This is a genomic window from Shinella oryzae, from assembly GCF_023038235.1.
Taxonomy (GTDB): domain Bacteria; phylum Pseudomonadota; class Alphaproteobacteria; order Rhizobiales; family Rhizobiaceae; genus Shinella; species Shinella sumterensis.
The window spans coordinates 1,916,746-1,942,310 of record NZ_CP081987.1 but is presented as its reverse complement, the minus strand read 5'-3'; the positions used below and the strand labels follow the sequence as shown (position 1 = coordinate 1,942,310).

At 64.6% G+C, this 25,565-nt stretch carries 21 protein-coding genes and 1 riboswitch; of the genes, 13 read left to right on the top strand and 8 right to left on the bottom strand.

Annotated elements, in window-relative coordinates:
• The 5 genes from K6301_RS09550 (at position 1) to K6301_RS09530 (ending at position 6,308) form a co-directional block, all read left to right on the top strand.
• The gene (locus K6301_RS09550; RefSeq protein WP_247216436.1) at positions 1-1,269 is read left to right on the top strand and encodes a Zn-dependent hydrolase; all 1,269 of its coding nucleotides are present in this window, start codon (positions 1-3) and stop codon (positions 1,267-1,269) included.
• Positions 1,269-2,366 (top strand): thiohydantoin desulfurase, encoded by a 1,098-nt coding sequence (locus K6301_RS09545; protein ID WP_247216434.1) that lies wholly within the window; start codon positions 1,269-1,271, stop codon positions 2,364-2,366. Before K6301_RS09550 ends, K6301_RS09545 begins: the two co-directional genes overlap by 1 nt.
• 182 nt (positions 2,367-2,548) lie before the next feature.
• Complete coding sequence (locus K6301_RS09540) at positions 2,549-4,210, top strand: thiourocanate hydratase (RefSeq protein WP_247216432.1); 1,662 nt, start codon at positions 2,549-2,551, stop codon at positions 4,208-4,210.
• A gap of 205 nt (positions 4,211-4,415) precedes the next feature.
• Positions 4,416-5,441 carry a glycoside hydrolase family 25 protein gene (locus tag K6301_RS09535; protein WP_247216430.1) on the top strand — a complete coding sequence of 342 codons (1,026 nt, stop codon included), beginning with the start codon at positions 4,416-4,418 and terminating at the stop codon, positions 5,439-5,441.
• A 153-nt stretch (positions 5,442-5,594) separates the two neighbouring features.
• Positions 5,595-6,308 carry a L,D-transpeptidase gene (locus tag K6301_RS09530; RefSeq protein WP_247216428.1) on the top strand — a complete coding sequence of 238 codons (714 nt, stop codon included), beginning with the start codon at positions 5,595-5,597 and terminating at the stop codon, positions 6,306-6,308.
• A gap of 13 nt (positions 6,309-6,321) precedes the next feature.
• On the opposite strand, the gene K6301_RS09525 is transcribed toward K6301_RS09530, so the two are convergent.
• The 7 genes from K6301_RS09525 to K6301_RS09495 all read right to left on the bottom strand — a co-directional run bounded on the left by K6301_RS09525 (position 6,322) and on the right by K6301_RS09495 (position 13,519).
• Positions 6,322-7,476 (bottom strand): ABC transporter substrate-binding protein, encoded by a 1,155-nt coding sequence (locus K6301_RS09525; RefSeq protein ID WP_247216426.1) that lies wholly within the window; start codon positions 7,474-7,476, stop codon positions 6,322-6,324.
• A gap of 317 nt (positions 7,477-7,793) precedes the next feature.
• Positions 7,794-8,270 (bottom strand): 6,7-dimethyl-8-ribityllumazine synthase, encoded by a 477-nt coding sequence (locus tag K6301_RS09520; RefSeq protein ID WP_134651195.1) that lies wholly within the window; start codon positions 8,268-8,270, stop codon positions 7,794-7,796.
• Between the two features lie 85 nt (positions 8,271-8,355).
• A riboswitch (FMN riboswitch) is annotated at positions 8,356-8,502 on the bottom strand.
• Between the two features lie 104 nt (positions 8,503-8,606).
• On the bottom strand, positions 8,607-9,668 hold the full coding sequence (locus K6301_RS09515; RefSeq protein ID WP_247216424.1) for an ABC transporter ATP-binding protein: 1,062 nt from the start codon (positions 9,666-9,668) through the stop codon (positions 8,607-8,609).
• A 9-nt stretch (positions 9,669-9,677) separates the two neighbouring features.
• Positions 9,678-10,460, bottom strand: a complete 783-nt coding sequence (locus K6301_RS09510) for an ABC transporter permease (RefSeq protein WP_247216423.1) — start codon at positions 10,458-10,460, stop codon at positions 9,678-9,680.
• Positions 10,457-11,350 (bottom strand): ABC transporter permease, encoded by an 894-nt coding sequence (locus tag K6301_RS09505; protein ID WP_247220565.1) that lies wholly within the window; start codon positions 11,348-11,350, stop codon positions 10,457-10,459. The genes K6301_RS09510 and K6301_RS09505 overlap by 4 nt, the downstream gene beginning before the upstream one ends.
• A gap of 83 nt (positions 11,351-11,433) precedes the next feature.
• Positions 11,434-12,537 (bottom strand): ABC transporter substrate-binding protein, encoded by a 1,104-nt coding sequence (locus tag K6301_RS09500; protein ID WP_425475330.1) that lies wholly within the window; start codon positions 12,535-12,537, stop codon positions 11,434-11,436.
• Positions 12,538-12,637: 100 nt separating this feature from the next.
• A complete protein-coding gene (locus K6301_RS09495) occupies positions 12,638-13,519 on the bottom strand; it encodes a MurR/RpiR family transcriptional regulator (protein WP_425475392.1) in 882 nt (293 codons plus the stop codon).
• A 191-nt stretch (positions 13,520-13,710) separates the two neighbouring features.
• Between K6301_RS09495 and K6301_RS09490 the strand changes: the two genes are divergently transcribed.
• From K6301_RS09490 to K6301_RS09460, 7 genes are all read left to right on the top strand, one after another.
• On the top strand, positions 13,711-14,469 hold the full coding sequence (locus K6301_RS09490) for an N-formylglutamate amidohydrolase (protein ID WP_247216416.1): 759 nt from the start codon (positions 13,711-13,713) through the stop codon (positions 14,467-14,469).
• A gap of 132 nt (positions 14,470-14,601) precedes the next feature.
• The gene (locus K6301_RS09485; protein ID WP_247216414.1) at positions 14,602-16,122 is read left to right on the top strand and encodes an amino acid permease; all 1,521 of its coding nucleotides are present in this window, start codon (positions 14,602-14,604) and stop codon (positions 16,120-16,122) included.
• 70 nt (positions 16,123-16,192) lie between these two features.
• The gene (locus K6301_RS09480; RefSeq protein WP_247216412.1) at positions 16,193-17,560 is read left to right on the top strand and encodes a glutamine synthetase family protein; all 1,368 of its coding nucleotides are present in this window, start codon (positions 16,193-16,195) and stop codon (positions 17,558-17,560) included.
• Between the two features lie 118 nt (positions 17,561-17,678).
• Entirely contained in the window at positions 17,679-19,064 is a 1,386-nt protein-coding gene (locus tag K6301_RS09475; protein WP_247216410.1) for an aldehyde dehydrogenase family protein, read from the top strand.
• On the top strand, positions 19,061-20,206 hold the full coding sequence (locus tag K6301_RS09470; protein ID WP_247216408.1) for an iron-containing alcohol dehydrogenase: 1,146 nt from the start codon (positions 19,061-19,063) through the stop codon (positions 20,204-20,206). Before K6301_RS09475 ends, K6301_RS09470 begins: the two co-directional genes overlap by 4 nt.
• A gap of 218 nt (positions 20,207-20,424) precedes the next feature.
• Entirely contained in the window at positions 20,425-21,126 is a 702-nt protein-coding gene (locus K6301_RS09465; RefSeq protein ID WP_247216406.1) for a ParA family protein, read from the top strand.
• Between the two features lie 256 nt (positions 21,127-21,382).
• Complete coding sequence (locus K6301_RS09460; RefSeq protein ID WP_247216404.1) at positions 21,383-22,906, top strand: globin-coupled sensor protein; 1,524 nt, start codon at positions 21,383-21,385, stop codon at positions 22,904-22,906.
• A 134-nt stretch (positions 22,907-23,040) separates the two neighbouring features.
• Here K6301_RS09460 and K6301_RS09455 read toward each other — a convergent pair whose 3' ends face one another.
• Positions 23,041-24,441: a L,D-transpeptidase family protein gene (locus K6301_RS09455; RefSeq protein WP_247216402.1), complete on the bottom strand. Its 1,401-nt coding sequence runs from the start codon at positions 24,439-24,441 to the stop codon at positions 23,041-23,043.
• Between the two features lie 241 nt (positions 24,442-24,682).
• Here K6301_RS09455 and K6301_RS09450 point away from each other — a divergent pair, with 241 nt between their 5' ends.
• On the top strand, positions 24,683-25,537 hold the full coding sequence (locus tag K6301_RS09450; RefSeq protein ID WP_247216400.1) for a DUF4432 family protein: 855 nt from the start codon (positions 24,683-24,685) through the stop codon (positions 25,535-25,537).
• Positions 25,538-25,565 lie beyond the last annotated feature (28 nt).

Genomic DNA, 25,565 nt, shown 5'->3' with positions numbered 1-25,565 from the left:
ATGGCCCGTTCAACCAATCTGCCGGTCGATCCCGCGCGCATCGCTGACGTGATCGACGGGCTTGCCCGGCTTACCGATCCGGGACGGCCCTATACACGGCGTGCCTTTACCGCTCTGTTCCCGGCAGGGCGGGATTTTCTCGAAGGCGCGTTCCGCGCCGCGCGGCTCGAAACGCGGGTCGACGCGGGGGGCAACCTCGTTGGCCGCCGGCCGGGCCGCGCGCCCGATCGTGGCACGATCATGCTCGGCTCGCATTCCGACACCGTGCCGGATGGTGGACGCTATGACGGCATCGCCGGCGTTGCGGTAGCGCTCGAAGTGGCGCGCGCGCTGGCCGACCAGGGCATCGAACTCGAGCACGACCTGGAGGTCGTGGATTTCCTTGCCGAGGAGGTCTCTGTTTTCGGCGTTTCCTGCATCGGCAGCCGCGGCATGGCCGGCGTGCTGCCGGATGAGTGGCTGACGCGCGAGACCGGCGGACTGACGCTGGCGCAGGGCATCCGCGATGTCGGCGGCGATCCCGCGCGGATTGCCGCGGAAGCACGCCGGGACATCGCCGCCTTCCTTGAGCTGCATATCGAGCAGGGCCCGGTGCTGGAGACGGAAAAGCTCGATATCGGCGTGGTGACGGCGATTGCCGGGATCACGCGCATCGAGGTCGTCGTGGAGGGACGAGCCGACCACGCCGGCACGACGCCGATGGGTGCGCGGGCGGATGCGCTGGCGGCGGCCGCCCGGCTCGTGACGGGAATCGAGGCGCTGGCCAGATCGTTCTCCGAAGGGCCAAGCCATTTCACCGCGACCGTAGGCGAATTTTCCATCGAGCCGAATGCCGCCAATGTCGTGCCGTCGCGGGCGCGCCTGCTGATCGACGCGCGCGCCGAAGAGCGTACGACCATGGATGTGTTCGCCGCCTCCGTGGACCAGCTCGCCGAACAAATCGCGCGGGAGACGGGCACGGCCATCGCCGCGCCGCGGCGTCTGTCCGACAATATGCCGACACCCGGCGACCCGCTGCTGCTGGATGTGCTGGACGCCGCCTGCGAGGCCGTCGGTGCCGGGCATCGCCGCATGGCCTCCGGCGCCGGGCACGATACGGCCTTCATGGCGAAGGTGACGCGGGCCGCGATGATCTTCGTCCCGTGCCTAGGCGGGCGCAGCCACGCGCCGGAGGAATTCGCCGAGATCGACGACATCGCGCTCGGCGCGGCGGTGCTTTTTAACGCAGTGATTCAGCTGGATGAGAAACTGATTCAGGAGAACGCCTAATGGGCCGGATTTTAAAGGAAAAAGACGTCGAGGCGGCTGTCCGGGGCGGCTCGGTCTATGCCGCCGGTGGTGGTGGCTGGGCCGACCACGGGCGCATGCTGGGCCATGCGGCGGTGTCCATCGGCAAGCCGGAACTGGTGTCCATCGACGAACTCTCCGACGATGACTGGGTGGCGACGGCCGCGGCCATCGGCGCGCCGGCCTCGACCACGCGGTGGGAGATGCGCGGCGTCGATTACGTCAAGGCGGTGGAACTGCTTCAGGACGCGCTCGGCGAGAAGGTCGCGGCGCTGATGGTGGGGCAGAACGGCAAGTCCTCGACGCTGAACGGCTGGCTGCCGTCTGCCATCCTCGGCACGAAGGTGCTGGATGCCGTTGGCGACATGCGCGCGCATCCGACCGGCGACATGGGCTCGATCGGCATGGCCGGCTCGCCCGAGCAGATGATCCAGACCGCCGTTGGCGGCAATCGTGATGAGAACCGCTATATCGAACTCGTCGTGCGCGGCGCCACCGCGAAGGTCTCGCCGATCCTGCGTACGGCCTCCGACATGTCGGGCGGCTTCATTGCCTCGTGCCGCAACCCGCTGCGGGCGTCCTATGTGCGCAGGAACGCGGCGCTCGGCGGCATCTCGCTGGCGTTGAAACTCGGCGAGGCGATCCTGGCGGCGGAAGGCCGGGGCGGGGCGGCGATCATCGACGCCATCGTGAAGACGACGGGCGGCGCCATCCTGACCGAGGGCACGATCACCGACAAATCCGTGGTCTACACGAAGGAGGCCTTCGACATCGGCACGGTGACGCTCGGCAAGGGCGACACGGCGTCCGTGCTGCATGTGATGAACGAATACATGGCGGTGGAATCCGCCGACGGGACACGGCTTGCGACCTTCCCCGACGTCATCACCACGCTGTCGCCCGAAGGCGAGCCGCTGAGCGTCGGGCAGCTCGAAGTCGGCATGTCGGTCTTCGTGCTGCATGTGCCCAAGTCGATCATCCCGCTTGCGTCAAGCGTGCTGGATCCCACGGTCTATCCCTCGGTGGAGAAGGCGATGGGGATCGAGCTGGCGCGGTATGCGCTGGAGACGGTGGTTTGAGAGAAGAAGGTGCGGTTGCCCCTCACCCTAACCCTCTCCCCGCAAGCGGGGAGAGGGAACGTGCCATACGCGACGCCTGAATTTGAGGAACCGGCGCGGCAACTCCCTTCTCCCAGCTTGCGGGGAGAAGGTGCCGGCAGGCGGATGAGGGGCCGCACCCCACGATACGACAGGAGACACCCATGCCGAAGCCCAACCCACGCCACCCGAATTACCCCATCCCAAGCGGCCCCGTGCTGCGCGCCAAGGGCTGGCGGCAGGAGGGGTTGCTGCGGCTGCTCGAAAACGTGCTGTCGGTGGGTGAGGACCCGGACAATCTCATCGTCTACGCCGCGCTCGGCAAGGCGGCGCGCAACTGGGCGGCGCACAGGGCCATCGTCAAGGCGCTGAGCGAGATGGAGGAGGACCAGACGCTGGTCATCCAGTCCGGCAAGCCGGTCGGGCTGCTCAAGACCCATGCCAAGGCGCCGCTCGTCATCATGGCGAACTGCAACATCGTCGGGCAATGGGCGAAGGCGGAGGTGTTCTACGAGCTCCAGCGCAAGGGGCTGATCTGCTGGGGCGGGCTGACGGCCGGCGCCTGGCAGTATATCGGCAGCCAGGGCGTCATCCAGGGCACCTATGAAATCTTCATGCGCATTGCCGAAAAGCGCTTCGGCGGCAGTCTCGCCGGCCGCTTCATCCTGACGGCCGGGCTTGGCGGCATGGGCGGCGCGCAGCCGCTTGCCGGCCGCATGGCCGGGGCGGCCATCCTCTGCGTCGATATCGACCCGGCACGGGCGGCAGCGCGCAAGGCGGTCGGCTACCTCGAACATGTCGCGCCGGATCTCGATACGGCGCTCGCCATGATCGATGCGGCGGTGAAGGAAAAGCGCGCCACCTCCATCGGCCTCGTCGGCAATGCGGCGGAGGTTTACCCCGAGATCGCACGGCGCGGCATCGTGCCCGACATCGTCACCGACCAGACCTCCGCGCACGACCTCGTCTACGGCTATGTGCCGAAGGGCATGAGCCTCGACCAGGTGAAGGGCCTGCGCGACGACGGGCAGGGGCAGCTGATGGCGGCAAGCCGCGCTTCGATCGTCGAGCATGTCTCGGCCATGCTGGAGTTCCAGAAAAGAGGCTCGGAGGTCTTCGACAACGGCAACCTCATCCGCACGCAGGCGCGGGACGGTGGTGTGGCCGATGCCTTCGACATCCCGATCTTCACGGAAGCCTATCTGCGTCCGCTCTTTGCGCGCGCCATAGGTCCGTTCCGCTGGATGGCGCTCTCGGGCGAAGAGAGCGACATCGCCCGCATCGACGATCTCGTGCTGGAGATGTTCCCCGACAATTCCATCGTCACCAACTGGATCCGCCTTGCGCGCGAGAATATCCCCTTCGAAGGCCTGCCGGCGCGCATTGCCTGGCTGGGGCACGGCGAGCGCACCGCTCTGGCCTTGGCGGTCAACACGCTGGTCGCCGCGGGCGAGTTGAAGGGGCCGATCGCCTTTTCGCGCGATCATCTCGATGCCGGCGCCATGGCGCATCCCAACATCATGACGGAGCGTATGAAGGACGGTTCCGACGCCATCGCCGACTGGCCGCTGCTCGACGCCATGCTGCTCTGCTCGTCCATGGCCGATCTCGTCGTCGTGCATTCCGGCGGTGGCGGCTATGCCGGCTACATGACGAGCTGCGGCGTGACGCTGGTGGCGGACGGAACGAACGGCGGGGCTGAACGCCTCGAACATGCCCTGACCAACGACACCTCGCTCGGCGTGATCCGCTATGCGGATGCGGGCTATGACGAGTCGTTCGACGAGATCAAGCGGAAGGGCATCGGCCATATCGCGCCGGGATGATGTGGCATGCCTGATCGCCCGGCGTCAGGCTGTTTCGAGAGATTAATAACAATTGTCAGAAAACGCGAGGCATTTCGCCTTAAGTGACTGAAATGTCTCAGTCAGCTGTAAACGTTGCATTTAACATTTCGCGGTAATCTTCCGTTAGTAATTCCGTCCCTGCAGCGAGAGGGCGGGCTCCGGTTAGTTTTGCGTGCGAGTGCCTATGCGTCTTTCGATCCTTACGGCGGCCCTCCTTGGCTGTGTTACCCTGGCGGGCTGCGCGTCGAGCGCAGGTCCCGAAACGGTCCTGTCCATCAAGCCGTCGCGCGAGACGACGAGTTCGGTCAAGGCGACCGGGCCGGTGCCGGAAGTGGCGGTCGGCCAGGGCAAGGTGAAGGCCGAAGGTGCGAGCGAAATGCTCGCCTGGGCCGGGCCGGTGCCTGAAACCCATGCCTTCGAAGCCGTTGCCGAGAAGGCGGTGCGTCCTACCGCGCGTCCCGAAGAGGGCGCGGTAACGGCCGAGATGCCGTCCATCGGGAAGCTCGGCAAGCGCTCACGCATCTACAGCCAGCAGTTCCGCGATGCCAAGCCGATCAATTTCGGCAAGCGCGCGCCCAAGCACTACCAGGTCCACGGTGTCGACGTTTCGCGCTGGCAGGGCGATATCGACTGGGTGAAGCTGCGCACGCAGGGCGCCAACTTCGCCTTCATCAAGGCCACCGACGGCGGCGACCACACCGACCCGATGTTCCGTCACAACTGGCGCGCCGCCAAGGAGGCGGGCATCCGCCGCGGCGCCTATCACTTCTTCTACTGGTGCCGCGTGGCCAGCGAGCAGGCGGACTGGTTCATCCGCAACGTGCCGAAGGACCCGGACGCGCTGCCGCCCGTCATCGACGCCGAATACAACGGTGAATCGAAGTGCAAGCGCCGCCTGACGCGTGCGCAGTATGTCGAGAAGATCCGTGTCTTCGCCGAGCGGCTGGAGCGCCATTACGGCAAGCGGCCGATCATCTATACCGCACCGGACTTCTACGCCGACAACCTGTCGGGCGAGCTGAAGGAATATCCGTTCTGGCTGCGCTCGGTCGCCGCCCATCCGTCGGTGCGTTACCCGAACCGCCGCTGGCTGTTCTGGCAGTATTCCGGCTCGGGCCTGTCGCACGGCGTGAGCGGCAAGATCGATCTCAACGTCTTCGTCGGCAGTGAGAACGACTGGCACAACTGGCTTGCCGGCCAGTCGACCTGACCGTTTTGCGGCCGCTGCCGTGTCGTGACGGCAACGGCCGCGACGGTAACGCTGTGCATCCCGAAGATGTGATCTTCCAATCGCTTGCCGCCGGCATCGCCGTTGGCTAGCGATCCTGCATCCATACGGGATTTGCAGGAGTTGTTTCCAGAAATGTCTGAGATCGGTGTCTTGTCGCGCAGGGCCTTCCTCATGGGGGCTGCAGCGACGCTGGCGGGGTGCGCAACCACACAAGGCGGCGTGAAGAATGTGCCCGTTCCGCAGAAGGTCAGCTACCCGATCGTCCCGGCGACGGACGAGGAGCTTGCCGCGCGCTATGCGGCCGTCGAGGATGGCGGACATCTCATTCCCGCGATCCCCTACAAGGAGATCGACCCGAAATACTATCGCCAGCGCGTGAAGGATCCGACCGGCGAAGCACCGGGCACCGTCGTGGTGGATACGCCCGGCCGCTTCCTCTACCTGGTCGAGCCCGGCGGTACGGCGATGCGTTACGGTGTCGGTATCGGCCGCGACGGCTTTGCCTGGGAGGGCGAGGGCATCATCCACTGGCGCCAGCCCTGGCCGCGCTGGAAGGTGCCGGCCGACATGATCGCGCGCACGCCGAGCCTTGCCCGATATTCGGTCGAGAATGGCGGCATGGATCCCGGCATCAAGAACCCGCTCGGCGCGCGGGCGCTCTATATCTTCCAGGACGGGAAGGACACGCTCTACCGCCTGCACGGCTCGCCGGAATGGAAATCGATCGGCAAGGCGACCTCGTCGGGCTGCGTGCGGCTCGTCAATCAGGACGTGATCGATCTCTACAAGCGCGTGCCCTATCACGCGCGCATCGTCGTGCATCAGGGGCCGCTGGGCTCGGTCTGAGGCCGCCTGCGGCTCAGGCCGCCTTGAACCGCGCCATAATCTCGGCGCGGGCCGGATCCGTGAGCGTGACGGCGGCGCCGAATTCGAGCGGCGTGAGCGCGGCCTCGTCGGGATAGACGATCCTGTTGCCGGTGATTTCGGCCGGCAGCAGGGCGACGACGCGGCTGTCGGTGGCCGGCGTGCCATTGGCGATATGTTCGCGCACCGCCTTCTGCGGGTCCATCAGGAAGTTCAACAGCGCGTAGCCGGCTGGCTTGTTGGGCGCATTCTTCGGAATGGCGTAGAAATCCGACCAGATCTCCCCACCATCAGAACCGAGGGTGAAGGCGATCTCGGGCACGTCGCGACTGAGCTGCGCGCCGTCATTGGTCCAGCACATGGTCATCCAGGCATCGGTGCCGCGCATGGCGGGCTGATAGTCGCTGGTGACGGCATAGAGATGCGGCTTGACCTCAAGCAACAGTTCCCCCGCCTTGGCAAGCTCCTCGGGCTTCACCGAGTTGAAGGAGAAGCCGAGCGAGACGAGGGCGTTGCCGATGGCGGTGAGCTGGTAGTCGTGCACGATCGCGCGGCCGTCCGCCTCGTCCATGGCGGCCGCGAAAAACTCCTTCCAGCTCGTGACCTTCACCTTGTCCGTGTTGTAGGCGATGCCGGTCGTGCCCCAGTTCTTCGGCAGCGCAAAGACCTTGCCCTCGGCGGTACCCTGGCTGGTGAAGCGGGCATTTTGGGTGCCTGCATCGAAATTCGGCAGGCGGGACAGGTCGATCGGTTCGATCAGCCCGAGGCGGGCATAGGTGGAGATCGTGTAGTTGGTCGGCACGAACAGGTCCCATCGGGCGCTGTCGGCCCGCAGCGCCTCCAGCATCTCCTCGTTCGAACCGAAGATGTTCACCTCTACCGCGACGCCCGTGGCAGCGGTGAAGGCCTCGAACGTCGCCGGGTCGTGATAGTTCGGCCATGTCGCGATCGACATGCTCGATCCAAGATCGTCGCTCGCATGGGCGGCCGATGAGAACCCCGCCTGGCGGGCGAGAACGGCGGCGGCGAGGCCGAGGCCGGTTACTCCCAGGAAATGGCGGCGGGTGATCGAACCGCGCTTGAGGCGCATGAAGGTGTCCGTCAGCGCGCCGGCCTCCATCGCGTCATGTTTGCTGAACCGTTTCGACATCGCGCTGTTCCCCTGCCGTTAAGTCGGCCTCGTTGCCACGGGCCGGAAGGACGGGCATGCCGGTGGCCGCCGGAAATGAGCCCGCGCAACAGGCGGTCGTGCGCATGGTAAGCCGGGAGAGGTGATTTATCCGTAAATCGCGCACCCCCAACATTGGGACTTGTGCGGTGCATCGGGCATGCGGGCGGGATCGTCCGGCACGGCAGCGCGCCATGCTGGGACCATAGCAAACCCGGCCGGCGCCGGGTCTGCTCTTGTCATTTCAACGCGTTATCGCCATGCGCTGGCAGGACGATTCCGCTCGTTGAGGCATCGATTCAAGCGACGGCGGCGAGAGCGGCCTGCGCGCGGGCGTCGATGATCTGGCGCGCGGCGTTGGCGGCTTCCTTGCCCTTGATGACGAAATGGTCGCGGAAGAAGGCGATATGCGCTTCCGATTCCTGGAAGTTGTGCGGCGTCAGCACGGCAGAGAGAACCGGCACATTGGTATCGAGGCCGACGCGCACGATGGCATCCACCACGGTGCCGGCGACGAAATCGTGGCGGTAGATGCCGCCGTCGACGACGAGCGCGACGCCGAGAATGGCGGCATATTTGCCGGTGCGGGCGAGCAGCTGGGCATGGAGCGGAATTTCAAGCGCGCCCGGCACGTCGATCACGTCGACATCCTCGGCGCGGCCGCCAAGCGCTTTCCATTCGGCGACGAAAGAATCGACCGCCTGATCGACGATGCCGGCGTGCCAGCGGGCGCGGATGACGGCGATACGGGAGGAGGGGGTGGCATTCGCATTCATGTCTAGGCCTTTCAAGGGTTGAGCCATTTTTCAACGGTCCCCTTGGGCGAACATGCAAGCTCTCCGCCAGCGCGGCGGTGGTCCTGCTTGCCCTCTTTCATCCGGACTGTGACCGTCGGCTCCGGCATCGCACCGGATCTGCTGACCCTCCCATTCGCGGAAGGCGCTCGCGGGCTCCCGGATTGCTCCGGATACCGCCGGTGGGGAGTTTCACCCCGCCCTGAGAACATCAGGACCATAACGGGCAAACGCCCGCGGATCAAATCCGCGGGCGACGCAAAGAGCGACTTTCACGACAGAATTTTCCAACCTTCGCTGGAAGGCTGGAATGAACGGCTAGTCGCGGATGATGAGCAGGTCGCTCGCCACGAAACGCAGCGTGACCGTCTCGCCCACCACCGGGGGCACGAGGCCCGGGCTGTTGAACATGTCGAAGGAGATGATGCTTTCGCCGACCTTCATGCGGGTTCGGATGACCGAGCCCAGGAAGTTGGTGGAGACCACCTCGCCGGACAGCGCGGTATCGCCCTTAGCACCCGGCGCGATCGACCCGGCCTCGGGACGCAGCGCCAGCGAGATCGTGTCATCCGCCTTCACGTCGCCGAGCGGCTCGCGCAGGGTGACGCCCTGGTCGCCGATCGACACGCGGTTGGCGGCGGGATCGACGACCTTCGCCTCGATGAGGTTCAGCGTGCCGACGAAGTTGGCGACGAAGCGCGTGGCGGGGCGGTTGTAGATATCGGCGGGCGCGCCGATCTGGTCTGCGCGGCCGGCATTCATGACCACGATGCGGTCTGAGATCGACAGCGCCTCTTCCTGGTCGTGCGTAACGAAGACGGTGGTGATGCCGAGCTGCTGCTGGATCATGCGGATCTCTTCGCGCAGCGACACGCGGATCTTGGCGTCGAGGGCCGACAGCGGCTCGTCGAGCAGCAGGACCTGCGGCTTCGGCGCGAGCGCGCGGGCGAGCGCCACGCGCTGCTGCTGGCCGCCCGACATCTGGTAGGGGTAGCGGTCGGCGAGGTGGTCGAGCTTGATGAGGCCGAGCATCTCCTTGACGCGCTGGTCGATCTCCGCCTTGGGACGACCGGCGACCTTGAGGCCGAAGGCGACGTTTTCGGCGACGTTCATGTTTGGGAAGAGCGCATAGGCCTGGAAGACCATGCCGATGTTGCGCTGGTTGGGGCGCAGGTTCGCCTGGCTCTTGCCGTTGATGGTGATGGTGCCGCCGGAGGGCGTCTCGAAACCGGCGATCATGCGCAGCACCGTGGTCTTGCCGCAGCCGGACGGACCGAGGAACGAGATGAACTCGCCCTTCTCGATGGACATGTTGAAATCCTTGACGACCTGGACGGGGCCGAACGATTTCTGAAGGCTGGTGAGGGTCAGGAAGCTCATAAGGGGTCCTTAGGCGGCGCTTTGCGCGCCCTTCTGGAAACGGGAGACAAGCTGGATCAGGCCGAGGCAGCCCCAGGTGATGCCGAAGGCGATCACGGCAAGAGCCGCCGGCTCGTAGGCCCGGTTGGCGCCGAGCAGCTGCATGTAGGGTCCGAACGCCGGGCGGTTCAGAAGAGCCGCCATGGTGAACTCGCCGATGACGATGGCGAAGGTCAGGAAGGCGCCCGAGAGAACCGCGACCAGCACATTGGGCAGGATGATCTTGGCGAGGATCGTCGTCCAGCCGGCGCCGAGGCTCTGGGCGGCCTCCGTCAGCGTTGCGATGTCGATGGCGCGCAGGCCGGTGTCGACGGAACGGTACATGTAGGGCAGGGCCAGCGTCGCATAGCCGAACATCAGGAGGATGTTCGTGCCGGTCGCGCTGCCTGTCAGCGGCAGCCAGCTCGAGGTGTTGTAGAGCCTGATATAGCCGAAGACGATGACGATGGCCGGGATGACCAGCGGCAGGAGCGTGACGAATTCAACATAGGGGCGCAGGCCCGGAAGCTTCAGGCGGATCCAGTAGGCCGTCGGCACGACGAGCAGCACGCCGAAGGCGATGGTGAACAGCGCCATCACCACCGAGTAGGTGAAGGTTTCCTGGAAACGCGGATCGCTGAGGACGACGGCATAGGCATCGAACGAATAGGAGCCGCGCCGCATCTTGAGCGAAAAATTGGTCATGCCGACCAGCGGGAGAAGGAAATAGAGCAGCCCGAAGATGAGGGCGCCCCAGGCCCAGAACCTTTTCATTTCAGCCACCTTTCACTGCGGGCGCGAAGCCAGATGTAGATGGCGTTGGCGACACCGGTCACGACGATCATGCCGAAGGCGAGGGCATAGCCGAGATGCGGGTTGCCGAGCACATCGCCGCGGATCTGGGCGAAGAGCAGGATCGGCGCGATGTTGAGCGACGAGCCGGTGAGCGCCATGGCGGTGGCAACGGCGCCGAAGGCATTCGCGAACAGCAGTGCGAAGGCGCCGAGAAGAGAAGGCAGCAGGATGGGGAAGGCGACGTAGCGCCAGTATTGCGTGCCGGAAGCTCCCAGGATGTCCGCCGCTTCGCGCCACTCGCGTCTCAGCCCGTCGAGAGCGGGCGTGATGATGAGAATCATCAGCGGAATCTGGAAGAAGAGATAGGTTACCGTCAGGCCCCAGAAGGAGATGAGGTTGAAACCCAGCAGGCGCAGGTCCACACCGATCTGTGTCTTGAGGAAGACCGTCAGGATGCCGACGGGTCCGAGTGTCGCCAGGAAGGCGAAGGCCAGGGGGACGCCGGCAAAATTCGAGGCCACGCCGGAGAATGTCATCAGCGGGCCGCGGATGCGTTTCGGGAGCCCGCCGAGAACCACGCCATGAGCGACGGCGAAACCGATCAGGCCGCCGAGCGATGCCGAGGCGAGGCTGATCTTGATCGACACCCAGAAGGACGAAAGGATCGACGGGGTGAAAAGCCCGCGGATATTTTCGAGCGTGACGCTGCCATCCACCTTCTGGAAAGCCCCGATGACGATGTGCATCGTCGGCAAGATCAGGAACAGAAGGACGAAGATCGCGAAAGGTGCCGCGCCCAGCCAATGAAACGGCAGGCGGAGGGGCCTATGGCTGGCCGGTTGCGCGATGGCGGCAGGGTCTGAAGACATCAGGATCGCCTTGTCGAGGTTGTCTTGCGGGCGTGGCATCGCCGCCCCGGACCTTGCCGGCGCGGCGATGCCACCAGGTCACGTCACTGCACGTTCGCGCCGACCGTGGCATCCCAGCCGCCGGTCACCGCCGCCTTGTTCGCGTCGACTTCCTCCAGCGTCGGGAAGTAGGCCTTTTCGTACGAGGCCGCCGGCGGCAGGGCGTCGATCAGGTCCTGCGGAACCTTGCCGGCCTTGACCATGGCGTTGAAGCGTGCCGGATGGCAGTAACCCTTCAGCCAGCCGAGCTGACCTTCGTCGGAATAGAGGTGCTCCATCCACAGCTTGGCAGCGTTCGGGTGCGGCGCATAGGCCGAAATGCCCTGAACGTAGACGCCGGCGAGAACGCCGGATGCGGGAACGACGACCTCGGTCGGCGGGTTGCCGTTGAGTGTCTTGGCCCAGCCGAGCGCGTTGTAGTCCCACGCGATGATGATCGGGGTGGAGCCCTGAGCGAGCGTACCGGCCTTGCCGACGGTCGGGACAAAATTGCCGGCCTTGTTCAGTTCAGCGAAGAAGGCAAGGCCAGCCTCGCCTGCTTCCTTGCCGGACTTCGCGCCCTTGCCGAGGCCGGCTGCGAGAACGCCGAGGATCGCCTGGTTCGACGTGAGGGGCGGCCCTGCAAGCGCGACCTGGCCGGCATATTCCGGCTTCAGGAGGTCGGCCCAGTCCTTCGGCGTGTTGGCGACGAGGTCCTTGTTCACGAGGAACGACATCACGCCGTAATAGTCGCCGTACCAGTAGCCTTCGGCGTCCTTGATCGTGTCGGGGATTTCGTCCCAGGTCGAGACCTTGTAGGGCTGCAGCAGGCCTTCGGCCTTGGCCTGCGGGCCGAAGGCGAGACCGACGTCGATCACGTCGGGCGACTGCGGGCCCTTGTTGTCCTTGTTGGCCTTGATGGCTTCGACTTCGTCGGCCGAACCGGCATCCGGGTTCAGTTCGTTGACCTGGATTTCCGGATACTTCGCCTTGAAGGAGGCGATGACGTCACCGTAACCGCACCAGTCGTGCGGCAGGGCGATGGTGGTCAGCATGCCTTCCTTCTTGGCGGCTTCGATGAGCTCGGCGCTCGGCTCGGCAAGGGCGAGCGAGGGAAGGGCGATCGCGAGCGCTGTGGAGAGCGAGAGCAGACGTTTCGTAGATGACATCACGGGTGTTCTCCTTTTGTGTGTCAGTCAACTTCGGCGAAGCTGATACTGGTGGCGCGTGAACCTTATGTGACAGTTCCGTATCGCTTTTTTCTTTTGTTTATCGTGGTTTGTCCGGGAGCTCCGGCCGCGGCTTGCGAAAAAGCCGGCTGGCCTCGAACAGGCCCTCCAGCGTCTTCATTCGGTCGCTGGTTTCCTCCCAGCCCGAACTCTGGACGGCCTCGATCAGCGCCTCGACGATGAAGAGCGTCACGACGGAGGAATCCCAGGCCGAGGGCGCCTCGATATGCACGCGGAACATCTTCGCGGCGGCCTTGGCCACGGGCGAGGCCCATTGGTCGGTGAAGAGCACGATCTCGACGCCGCGCTCGCGTGCCACGCGGCCGAGCGTCTCCATCTCCTGCTCGTAACGGCGGATATCGAAGATCACCAGCACGTCGCCGGCCTTCATGTTCAGAACGTAGTGCGGCCAGGACGCGGGGTTGGCGGCGATCTGCGTGACGTTCGGGCGGATGACCTGAAGATGCGTGAAGAGATAATCGGCCAGCGCCTTCGTGATGCGCCCGCCGATGATGTAGATGCTGCGCTGGCGGTCGGCCAGAAGGGCGCTGGCGCTGTCGAAGTCGGCGGTCTCCACCTGCGAGAGCGTCTGGCGCATGTTGTTCATGATCGCATCGGCGAAGCGGTTGAGGATATGCGTGCCGGGCGCATTGGCGGCCCAGCGGTCATGCTTGGTGATCGGGTTGGAGAGCGTTGCCTCCAGCTCGTGGTGCAGACGTGCCTGGAAATCCGGGAAGCCGCGGAAGCCCAGCTTCTGGACCATGCGGGCGACGGTGGGCGTCGAGACGCCGGCATTGTCCGCCACCGTGGTGATGCTGCCCAGCCCGGAGACCGGGTAGTTGTCGAGCAATGATGTGGCGAGCTGCCGTTCGGCGCGCGTCAGCGCATCGAAGTGGGCAGAGATCACATCCGACACCGTCATAGATGCTTGATTGAGTGTCAAATTTTTCCCCTGCAGCCCCGGTCTTCGCCAGGGTTTCAACGATAAAACGCCCTGTCACAATGCGAGTCAAATGTTTTTTTGAAGAGATTTTTTCACGCGGCGGTTGACAGCGGCTGTTTGGTGAAGAATTCTTTTCAATAATGAGAAAAGCCGGTCGAGGGGATCAGGCTATGGGAATTCTGACTGGAGAGGAGGGCGATCCTGTCGCCCTGGAGAATGCTGTTGCGCAGGGCCCGGTGATCCTGGTGTGCGAGCACGCATCGCGCCAGCTGCCGGCCTCGCTCGGCACGCTCGGCCTTTCCGCCGAGGCGCTCGCCAGCCACATCGCCTGGGATCCGGGCGCGCTCGCGGTGTCGCGGCTGATGGCGGAGCAACTCGACGCCACGCTGCTGTTCCAGCGGTTTTCCCGCCTCGTCTACGATTGCAATCGCCCGCCGGAATCGCCGGCCGCCATGCCGGCCAAGAGCGAGGTCTTCGATGTGCCGGGCAATGCCGGCCTCGACCAGGCGGCGCGCGATGCCCGCACACGGGCGCTCTACATTCCCTTCCGCGACCGGCTGCGCGGCCTCGTGGAGGCGCGGATCGCAGAGGGCAGGCCGCCCGTCATCGTGACGATGCACAGTTTCACGCCGGTCTATTTCGGCAAGACGCGCGATGTCGAGATCGGCATCCTGCACGACGTCGATGCGCGCCTTGCCGACGCCATGCTGGCGGCCGCAGGCACGGACGGCCCCTATACCATCCGCCGCAACGAGCCTTACGGCCCCGAGGACGGCGTGACGCATACGCTTCGCGAGCACGGCCTGTCCAAGGGCCTGCCCAACGTGATGATCGAGGTCCGCAACGACCTCATTCAGGATGTAGCCGGCCAGAAGGTCGTGGCCGATTACCTTGCGGGACTGCTCAAACAAAGCCTGCCCGCCGCATAACAAAAAAATGACCTGGGGAGCGGCATGTCCGCGGAGAATGCGGCGGAGCGGGAATCCCCCGGATCTCGCCGAATGCACACCGGGAGCCTCTGCACTGCCTGCAGCGGCCGGCGGAAACAGGAGAGAAGGGACATGGAAAATTCACAGACGGGGGTCAGCTACAAGCGCGCTGATGCCTCTTACTTCGAGAAGCGCGGGCTTTCGCGCTATGCAGGCGTATGGTCGCTCTGGGCCCTCGGCGTGGGCGCCGTGGTCTCCGGGCACTTTTCAGGCTGGAATTTCGGCTTTGCGACCGGCGGCTGGGGCGGCATGCTCGTCGCCGGCATCATCATCGCGATCATGTATCTGGGCCTGACCTTTTCGATCGCCGAGATGAGCCCGGCGCTGCCGCACACCGGCGCCGCCTACTCCTTCGCGCGCACCGCGATGGGCCCGTGGGGCGGCTTTCTCACCGGGCTTTGCGAAAACGTGGAATACGTGCTGACGCCCGCCGTCATAGTGACGTTCATTACCGCCTATGTGAATTCGATCCTCGGGCTCGACCCGGTCTACTCGCCGTTGTTGTGGATCCTGTTCTACGCGATCTTCCTCGGCCTCAACATTTTCGGGCTTGAACTCTCGTTCAAGGTAACGCTGATCATCACCTTGATCTCGCTGGCTGTTCTGGTGTTCTTCTGGATCAGCGCCATCCCGAACATGGACTTCTCCCGATGGGCCCTGAACATCGGCGTCGGCCCCGATGGCGCTGCCGTCGAACTGCCGGAAGGTGGCGGCGACTGGTTCCCCTTCGGCTTCTCGGGCGTGCTTGCCACGCTGCCCTTCGCGGTCTGGCTGTTCCTCGCCATCGAGCAGCTGCCGCTGGCGGCGGAGGAATCGGTCGATCCGAAGCGTGACATGCCGAAGGGCATCATCCTCGGCATCATCACGCTGATGATCTCGGCCTTCATGATCGTGCTGCTCAACCCGTCGCTTCCGGGCGTCGGCGCCTTCCAGCTCAGCACCTCGCTCGAGCCGCTGCTGGACGGCTTCAAGTCGATCTACGGCGACAGCGGCGTGGTCATCCTCGGCCTCGTTGCGTTGACCGGCCTGATCGCGAGCTTCCACACGATCCTCTATGCGCAGGGTCGCCAGGTCTACTCGCTCTCGCGTGCCGGCTACTTCCCGACCGTGCTCTCGCTCACGCATTCCAAGTTCAGGACCCCGCATGTCGCCATGCTGACGGGTGCCATCGTCGGCCTCGCCGTCATGCTCGTCATCTGGTTCTCGCTGGGTGCGGAAACGGGCGGCAGCATCATCGGCAGCGTGCTGCTGAACATGGCGGTCTTCGGCGCGATGTTCTCCTACATCATGCAGGCGATCTCCTTCATCCTGCTGCGCAAGAAGCTGCCGAACATCGAGCGGCCGTTCCGCTCGCCGCTCGGCATTCCCGGCGCGGTGCTGACGATCATCATCGCGGTCGTCACGCTGCTCTACCAGGTTCAGGACCCGAACTTCTCCAAGGGCGTGGTCTGGGTCGCCGTCTGGTTCGCCGTCGCCATCGCTTATTTCGCGCTCGTCGGCCGCCATCGGTTGATCCTGTCGCCGGAAGAGGAATTTGCGATGGAGCACGGCAAGAAGGCCGCCGCCGCCGAGGCGGCTGCGCTGAAAGCCTGAGCCTTTTCTTCAACGACGGCCCCTCCCTGCGGGGCGGGGCCGTCATTCATTCAAACGATCGGACCGCCCCATGACGACCTACACTTTCGATGATCTCAAGAAGGATGTGGCCGACGGCCGTATCGACACCGTGCTCGCCTGCCTTGTCGACATGCAGGGGCGCCTGATGGGCAAGCGGTTCCACGCGCAGTACTTTGTCGACAGCGCCTACGAGGAGACGCACAGCTGCAACTACCTGCTGGCGACCGACATGGAGATGGAAACCGTCTCGGGCTACAAATCCACCAGCTGGGAGGCGGGCTACGGCGACTATACGATGAAGCCGGACCTTGCGACGCTGCGCAAGCTGCCCTGGCTGGAAGGCACGGCGATGGTGCTGTGCGACGTGCTCGACCACCACACCCATGAAGAGGTGCCGCATTCGCCGCGTGCCATCCTCAAGAAGCAGGTGAAGCGCCTGGAGGCGATGGGCCTCAAGGCCTTCATGGCAAGCGAGCTCGAATTCTTCCTGTTCGACCAGTCCTTCGACGATGCCCGCGAGAGCGGCTACCGGGACCTGCGTCTCGCCTCGGGCTACAACGAGGACTACCACATCTTCCAGACCACCAAGGAAGAGGATGTGATGCGCGCGTTGCGCAACGGCCTGCACGGTGCGGGCATTCCGGTGGAGAACTCCAAGGGCGAGGCCTCGGCCGGTCAGGAGGAGATCAACGTGCGCTATGCCGAGGCGCTTACGATGGCCGACCGGCATTCGATCATCAAGAACGCCACGAAAGAAATCGCCTGGCAGCGCGGCAAGTCCGTGACGTTCCTGGCCAAGTGGAACTACACCGCCGCCGGCTCTTCCTCGCACATCCACCAGTCGCTCTGGAGCCTCGACGGCAAGGAGGCGAAGTTCTTCGATAGCCAAGCCAAATACGGCATGTCCGATCTCATGCGGAACTATGTGGCGGGCCTGCTCGCCCATGCCAGCGAGATCACCTATTTCCTCGCGCCCTATATCAATTCCTACAAGCGCTTCGTCGCCGGCACCTTTGCGCCGACCAAGGCGATCTGGAGCAAGGACAACCGCACGGCGGGCTATCGCCTGTGCGGCGAGGGCACGAAGGCCATCCGCATCGAGTGCCGCGTCGGCGGCTCCGACCTCAATCCCTATCTGGCGATGGCAGCGCTGCTCGCCGCCGGCATTGCCGGCATCGAGCAGAAGCTGGAACTGGAGGCGCCTTTCGAGGGCGACGCCTATGGCGGCAAGGACATTCGCGAGATCCCCAAGACGTTGCGCGCGGCCACCGCGGTGCTGAAGGGCTCGAACATGCTGCGCGAGGCTTTCGGCGACGAGGTCATCGACCACTATGTCCGTGCGGCCGAATGGGAGCAGGAGGAGTACGATCGCCGCATCACCGACTGGGAGGTGGCGCGCGGCTTCGAGAGGGCGTAAGGCTCAAGCCAGTCAAGGTCGAAGCGGCCCCGGCGCATAGCCCTTCAGGGATATTTGCCGCGTGGCTGGATCGGCTATTGTCCGGCGGAAAGTTCATATCTGAAACAGGAAATCGATCATGACTGTGATCAAATGCATATCCCCCGTGGACGGCTCGGTTTACGCCGAGCGTGAGGCGATGCCGCTGGCGAGCGCACAGGCGGCCGTGGCCCGCGCGAAGAAGGCGCAGAAGGCCTGGGCGAAGCGCCCGCTCGACGAGCGTATCCAGCTCGTGCTGAAGGGCGTCGCCCGCGTCAACGAGATGGCCGACGAGATCGTGCCGGAAATCGCCTGGCAGATGGGCCGCCCGGTCCGTTACGGCGGCGAGTTCAAGGGTTTCAACGAGCGCTCCAACTATGTGGCCGAGATCGCCGGCTCGTCGCTGGCGCCGATCGTCATCGAGAATTCCGAGCGCTTCGAACGCCGCATCGAGCGCGAGCCGCACGGCATCGTCTTCGTCATCGCGCCGTGGAACTATCCCTACATGACGGCGATCAACACGATCGCGCCGGCGCTGATGGCCGGCAATGTCGTCATCATCAAGCATGCCGCCCAGACGCTGCTGGTCGGCGAGCGTCTCGTGCGCGCCTTCAACGAGGCCGGCGTGCCGGAAGATGTCTTCCAGAACGTGTTCCTCGACCATGACACGACCTCGGCGCTGATATCCGGCAACGCCTTCGACTTCGTGAACTTCACGGGCTCCGTCGAAGGTGGCCGCGCGATCGAGCGTGCCGCCGCCGGCACCTTCACGCCTGTCGGTCTCGAACTCGGCGGCAAGGATCCGGGCTATGTGATGGAGGACGCCGACCTCGACGCTGCCGTCGACACGCTGATGGACGGTGCGACCTACAATTCGGGGCAGTGCTGCTGCGGCATCGAGCGCATCTATGTCAACGAAGCGCTCTACGACGAATTCGTCGAAAAGTCGGTGGCCTGGGTTTCCAACTACAAGCTCGGCAACCCGCTGGACCCGGAAACGACGCTCGGCCCGATGGCGCACAAGCGCTTTGCCGCGACCGTGCGTTCGCAGATCGCCGACGCCGTCTCGAAGGGCGCCAAGGCTCTGGTCGATCCCAAGCTGTTTCCGGCCGATGACGGCGGCGCCTATGTCGCCCCGCAGATCCTCGTCGATGTCGATCACTCCATGGAGTTCATGACGGAAGAGACCTTCGGCCCGGCCGTCGGCATCATGAAGGTGAAGAGCGACGCCGAAGCGCTCGCCCTGATGAACGACTGCAAGTACGGCCTCACCGTCTCGCTGTGGACGAAGGATAGCGAGCGCGCCGCCACCATCGCACGCGACCTGGAGACCGGCACCGTGTTCCAGAACCGCGCCGACTATCTCGATCCGGCGCTGTGCTGGACGGGCGTGAAGGAAACGGGCCGCGGCGGCTCGCTCTCCGTCATCGGCTTCCACAACCTGACCCGCCCGAAATCCTACCACTTCAGGAAAGCACTCGCATGACCATCACCGCCAACTGGAGCTATCCGACCGCGATCAAGTTCGGGGCAGGGCGCATCAAGGAACTGGCCGATCATTGCAAGGCCGTCGGCATGAAGAAGCCGCTGCTGATCACTGACCGCGGCCTCTCTACCATGGCGATCACCCAGGGCGCGCTCGACATTCTCGACGCCGCAGGGCTCGGCCGGGCGATGTTCGCGGAGGTCGACCCGAACCCGAACGACAAGAACCTCGAGGCCGGCGTCAAGGCGTTCAAGGACGGCGGCCATGACGGCGTCGTCGCCTTCGGCGGCGGCTCGGGCCTCGACCTCGGCAAGGCCGTCGCCTTCATGGCGGGCCAGACGCGGCCCGTCTGGGACTTCGAGGATATCGGCGACTGGTGGACGCGGGCCAATTCCGACGGCATCGCGCCGATCGTCGCCGTGCCGACGACGGCCGGCACCGGCTCGGAAGTCGGCCGCGCCTCCGTCATCACCAACTCCGAGACGCATACCAAGAAGGTGATCTTCCACCCGAAGTTCCTGCCGGCAGTCACGATCTGCGACGCGGAACTGACGGTCGGCATGCCGAAGGTCATCACGGCGGGCACCGGCATGGATGCCTTCGCCCATTGCCTGGAAGCCTACAGCTCGCCGTTCTACCACCCGATGAGCCAGGGCATCGCGCTGGAGGGCATGCGTCTCGTCAAGGAATACCTGTCGCGCGCCTACAAGGACGGCACCGATATCGAGGCGCGCGCCCATATGATGTCGGCCGCCGCCATGGGGGCGGTCGCCTTCCAGAAGGGGCTCGGCGCGATCCACTCGCTGTCGCATCCGGTCGGCGCGATCTACAACACGCACCACGGCATGACGAATGCCGTCGTGATGCCGCCGGTCCTGACCTTCAACCGCCCGGCCATCGAGGCGAAGATCGCCAGCGCCGCCGCCTATCTCGGCATTGCCGGCGGTTTCGACGGCTTCTTCGACTATGTGCTTCGGCTGCGCGAGGAACTCGGCGTTCCCGACAAGCTGTCGGCGCTCGGCGTCGGCACGGACCGTATCGACGAAATGGCGGAGATGGCGATCGTCGATCCCACCGCCGGCGGCAACCCGGTGGAACTTACGCTCGAAGCTGCCAAGCGGCTCTTCAGCGAGTGCATCTGACTTCTCACCCGTGACAATTGATAGAAGCCCGGAAAGCCTTGGTTTTTCGGGCTTCTTTATTTTTCCGGCCGAGTTTTCGGCTGCCTGCCAATCCGGGCGGGGCGGATATTTGCATTTCGTTAACCCTGTTTTGAAAGATTCGATTAACCGACGCCATTTCCTTCCGGCGCCCTGAAGAGAGCGATGACGCCGCTCGCCCGCATCGTAAGAGGAACGCCATGCCAGTCATCACATTCGCCAATGCCAAGGGCGGCGCGGGCAAGACCACCGCAGCGCTGATCCTCGCCACCGAGCTTGCAAACCAGGGATACCGCGTCACGATCCTCGATGCCGATCCGCAGCGCTGGATCAGCCATTGGCACGACGTGACCGGCCGCCAGCGCAACATCGACGTGATCTCCGAGGTGTCTATGGCATCCCTTCAGGGCCACATTCGCGAGAACCGGGAGACGACGGATTATTTCATCATCGACCTCGCCGGTGCGCGCGATGCGCTCGTGGCCACCGCCATCGGCCTGTCCGACCATGTGATGATCCCCGTGCAGGGCTGCGCGATGGATGCCCGCGGTGCCGCGCATATCCTCGACCTGCTGGGCCAGCTTGCCGAGAAGGCGGGCATCCGCATCGCTCATTCCGTGGTCCTGACGCGCATGAACGCGCTGGTGACCACCCGCGCCATGACCGCCATCAAGGCGCTGCTGTCGGCCAAGGGCGTGCATGTGCTGGATACGCCGATTGCCGAGCGCACGGCGTATCGCGACATCTTCGATTGCGGCGGCACGCTCGCCACGATGGACCCGGCAAAGGTGAGCAACCTCGACAAGGCGCGCGAGAATGCACGGCTTCTCGCGCAGGAGGTGCTTCGGCTCGTTCCCGCGCGGCGCCGCAGGGCAGGTTCCCTGTCCCGACTGGCGGCGTGACCGGGAAACTTGATGGAATGCAGGACCGGCTGCGACGATTTGTGCAGCCGGGATCATACGGATATCGGGTCGCGCGGTAATCAACAATTTACCATGCATATCTAAGAGTGGCGCATCAGAAAGCCATCCACGGAAGGTCTTGTGCCTTCTGAAAAACCCATGATGGGTTGCGGACGCGCGCATGCCGTCAGGCCTGCCGTCCCGATGGAACCGTGCCGCTTTCACATTCTCCATTTTCTCCGGGGTTGTTTTCAGAATGAAGTCCTTATCGCCCGCTGCCGGACCCAATCACGATATTGCCCGCCGTCTCGATTATCTCGGCCTGGACGCTGCCGCGCTGGAACGGTTGCGCAGCCTGAAGCCCTTCATCGAGAAGGAGCTCGGCCCGGCACTGGACAAGTTCTATTCCGTCGTGCGCAACAGCCCGGAAGTGAACCACCTCTTCTCGAACGACGCCCACATGAACCGCGCGAAGAATGCGCAGCTCGGGCACTGGGCCAATATCGCCGCCGGCGATTTCACCGCCGATTACGCCACCAAGGTCACGACGATCGGGCATGTCCATGCGCGAATCGGGCTTGAGCCGCGCTGGTATATCGGCGGCTACGCGCTGATCATCGAGCACCTGCTAACGGAGTCGGTCCGTTCGCTCTGGCCGAAGAAAGGGCTTTTCGCGCGCGCGGAAATCACGCCTGACGAGTTCTCTGCCCGGATCAGCAGCCTCATCAAGGCGATCTTCCTCGACATGGACCTGTCCATCTCGGTCTATATGGATACGTCCGACGTCGCCAAGCAGCAGGCGGTGCAGGCGCAGGTTCTTGCCGAAGAGCGCCAGCTCGTCAGCGATGCCTTCGGCGCGGCTCTGAAGCGTATTTCGGACGGCGACCTGACCGCGCGCATCACCGGTCCGCTGCCGGAAGCCTATGGCGCGCTGCGCGAGGACTTCAATCACGCCATTTCGGCCCTGTCGCAGGCCATCGGCAATATCGGCGTCGGCGCGGGATCAATCCATCTGAGCGCGCGCGAAATCGCGTCTGCCTCCGACGATCTCGCCAAGCGCACGGAGCGGCAGGCCGCCAATCTGGAGGAGACCGCGGCCGCCGTCGAGCAGGTCACGACCACCGTCCGCCAGACCGCGCAGAGCGCCAACGAGGCCAATGCGCTGGTCATGGCCGCGCGCGACAATGCGCAGCGCAGCGGCGAGGTGGTGGAGGAGGCGATCTCCGCCATGGGCGAAATCCAGGCGTCGTCCGCCGCCATCGCCAACATCATCGAAGTGATCGACGAGATCGCCTTCCAGACCAACCTGCTGGCGCTCAATGCCGGTATCGAGGCCGCGCGCGCGGGCGAGGCGGGCCGCGGCTTCGCGGTGGTGGCTTCGGAAGTGCGGGCACTCGCACAGCGTTGCGCCGAGGCGGCAAAGGATATCCAGGACCTCATCGCCAAGTCGCATGGACAGGTCGAAGGCGGCGTGCGTTCGGTCAACGAAGTCGCCCAGTCTCTGCGCCAGATCGTCTCGCAGGTCGTGGAAGTAAGTTCGGTGTTCAACACCATCCGCGCCAGCACCGCCGAACAGGCAACCGGCCTCCAGGCCGTCAACCAGGCGGTCAACGCGATGGACCAGATCACCCAGCAGAATGCCGCCATGGTCGAGCAGGCCAATGCCGCCAGTCAGGCGCTGACGCAGGAGGCGGCCTCCATCGCCGCACAGCTCTCCACCTTCCGCACCGATGGCACTGCGCGACCGGCGCAGGGCTCGGGCTACACAAGGGCGGCGTGAACCACGCCTCAACGAAAGGCCGGGCAGGACCCGGCCTTCACTTGAGATAAGTCACTTTCCGGTTTCTGATGCTAACAAAGAAAAAGCCGACCTCGAAAGGCCGGCTTTTCTATTTGTGCGTTGATTATCCGCCGTCAGTCGACGAATTCGACCGTGACGCCGGCGCTCGTCATCTTGGCGAGCTCGGTGGCGTCCCAGTTGGTCAGGCGGATACAGCCGTGGCTCTGGGTCTTGCCGATCTTTGACGGCTCGGGCGTGCCATGGATGCCGTAGGTCGGTTTGGAGAGCGCGATCCACACCGTTCCCACCGGGCCGTTCGGACCGGGCTGGAGGGTGAGCACCTTGTCGTTGCTGCCCTGCTTGAAGTTGATCTTCGGATTGTAGGTGTAGCCCGGATTAAGCGCGATGCGCTCGACCGTGACCGTGCCGGACGGCGAGGGCGTATCGGCCGAGCCGATGCTCGCCGGATAGGCGGCGATCAGCGTGCCATTGGCATCATAGGCCAGCACCTGCTTGCGGCCCTTGTCGGCGAGGATCTTGGCCACCTTGCCGGTCTTCGGCTTGCCGATATCCACGACCTTCACGATCGTGCCGGGAATGGTGAAATCCACACCCGGATTGATCTCCTTCAGATAGGCCTCGTCCATGTGGAACTTCTCGGCCAGCATTTCCGTAGTCGAGGTGAAGGACAGGTGCGGAAGGGCCGCCTTGTGAGCGTAGTCTTCCGGGATCGACGCCACGTAGGGACCGGCCGCATCGGCGGCAGTGATCTCATAGGTGGTGAAGGCCATGCCGCCGGACAGGCGCAGGCGTTCCAGGATGTCCTCTGTATTGTTCGGGTCGAGCGTGTCGCCCGTCGCGTTCTGCCAGGCCTCGATGGCCTTGGTGACGTTCGAGCCCTTCTTGCCGTCGATGACGCCGGGCGAGAAGCCCTCGCGGTCGAGGAAGACCTGGAGCGCCGTGACCTCGTTGGACGACATCTTGCCAAGCGCGGTGGCGGGCGCGAATTTCGGGCCGGGCACGAACTCCTGGTTCGGATCGGCCGGCAGGGCGGCCATGTCGTCGTTGTTGAATTCGGGCATGGCCTGCGAGCCGCCGAAATCGGCGTCGGGCAGTTGCTGGCGCTCGATGTCGCCCGGCAGCGCCTCACGCATCTCCGGCACGGAGCCCGTCGTCACGTCGTCGCCATAGTCCGAGCCGGGTGCCGGCGGAAAGTATTCCGGGTTCGTTTCGTCATAGCCGCGCACCGGGCGATAGCGGTCACGACGGGGGCGATAGTCGTCGCCGCGAGCGAAGTAGCGATCTGCCGGCATGGCAGTGGCGATCACGTCACCCCACGAATCGACCAGCACCGGGCGGCCGCGATTGTCGCGGGTCCAGCGTACGCTGCCATCGTTGGGAACGTAGTCGAGAATGTCGCCATCCGGCGAAACGAGAACCGTATCGCGGGGCAGCTGATGCTGCTGCGCGGCGGCGGGCAGGGTGACGATTCCGAGAACGGAGATCGCAGCAATAAGAGAAATGCTTGATTTCAATATCGATTTCACGGTCTCAACCTGCCAGACTGCCTATATCGCGCGGACGGAACACTTGAATTCAGACCTTAATATGAAAAATCTAAATCGATGGTGAACGTAACGTCAACGCATCGTGCAAATAGTTGTTACCAATGCTGCGAGCGGCCAGAAATCTGAGGGCTGGTCCGCGCTGCCGGTGGCGTTGTGTGACTGTTGGCACTAGCATCCCGTTCTTCTCAATCCTCGGCCGGAGCCAATCATGACTTTCGCCCTGACCACCTCGACGGAAGACCAGGCCTTTCACCTCGAGCTGAAGCCGCGGTCTGCACTCGATGTCGGCGCCGCCGTCTTCCATGGCGTGGACATCACCCCCGGCACGGCCATACCGTCCGACGGCGATCCTCGCATTGATAAGGCGCTACCGGGCTTTTTGTTCACCTGCGGGCCCGATCATATCCGCCACCCGGTGCCGGTTGAGGGGTCGACGGACGGCCGCCGCTATCCGCTGCACGGGTCGCTCTCCTCCCATCCCGCCCGCGACATCCAGATCGAGGCGGACGAGGGCGAGGTGGTCTGCGAGGGACATGTCGATGTCGCGCTGGCGCATGGCGGGACGGCGGCGCTCTCGCGCCGCTGGCGGGCCGACCGGCTCACCGGCCACATCACGCTCGACGATCTCGTGACCAATACCGGCGAAACGTCCTGGCCGCCCTTTGCCATGTACCACATCAATTTCGGCACGGGCCTGTTCGATGCGGAGACGCGGCTGACCGGCGCGATGCTGCCCGGCGGCAGCGTTCCCTGGCGCTTCCAGGACGGCGACATGCGCATCTTCTGCGTGCCGGCGGCGGAGACGGCCGTGCACGGCTGGGCCGAGATATCGGTCGGGCCGATCGCCGCGCTTCGCGGACGCAGCGTGCATATCCGCTTCCGGACAGATACGCTGCCCTGGCTTCAGGTGTGGCGCAACCAATCGGCGGGCTGCGCGGTGCTCGGCATCGAGCCGGTGTCCCATCGCCTGGCCGCACGCGAGGAACTGATCGCCAGCGGCGAGGCGCCCGATTTCGCGCCCGGCGAAAGCGTCGGCTACGCGCTCTCCTTCGAGGTGCGCTAGCACGCGCGATTGACGCTCCCGCGGCACG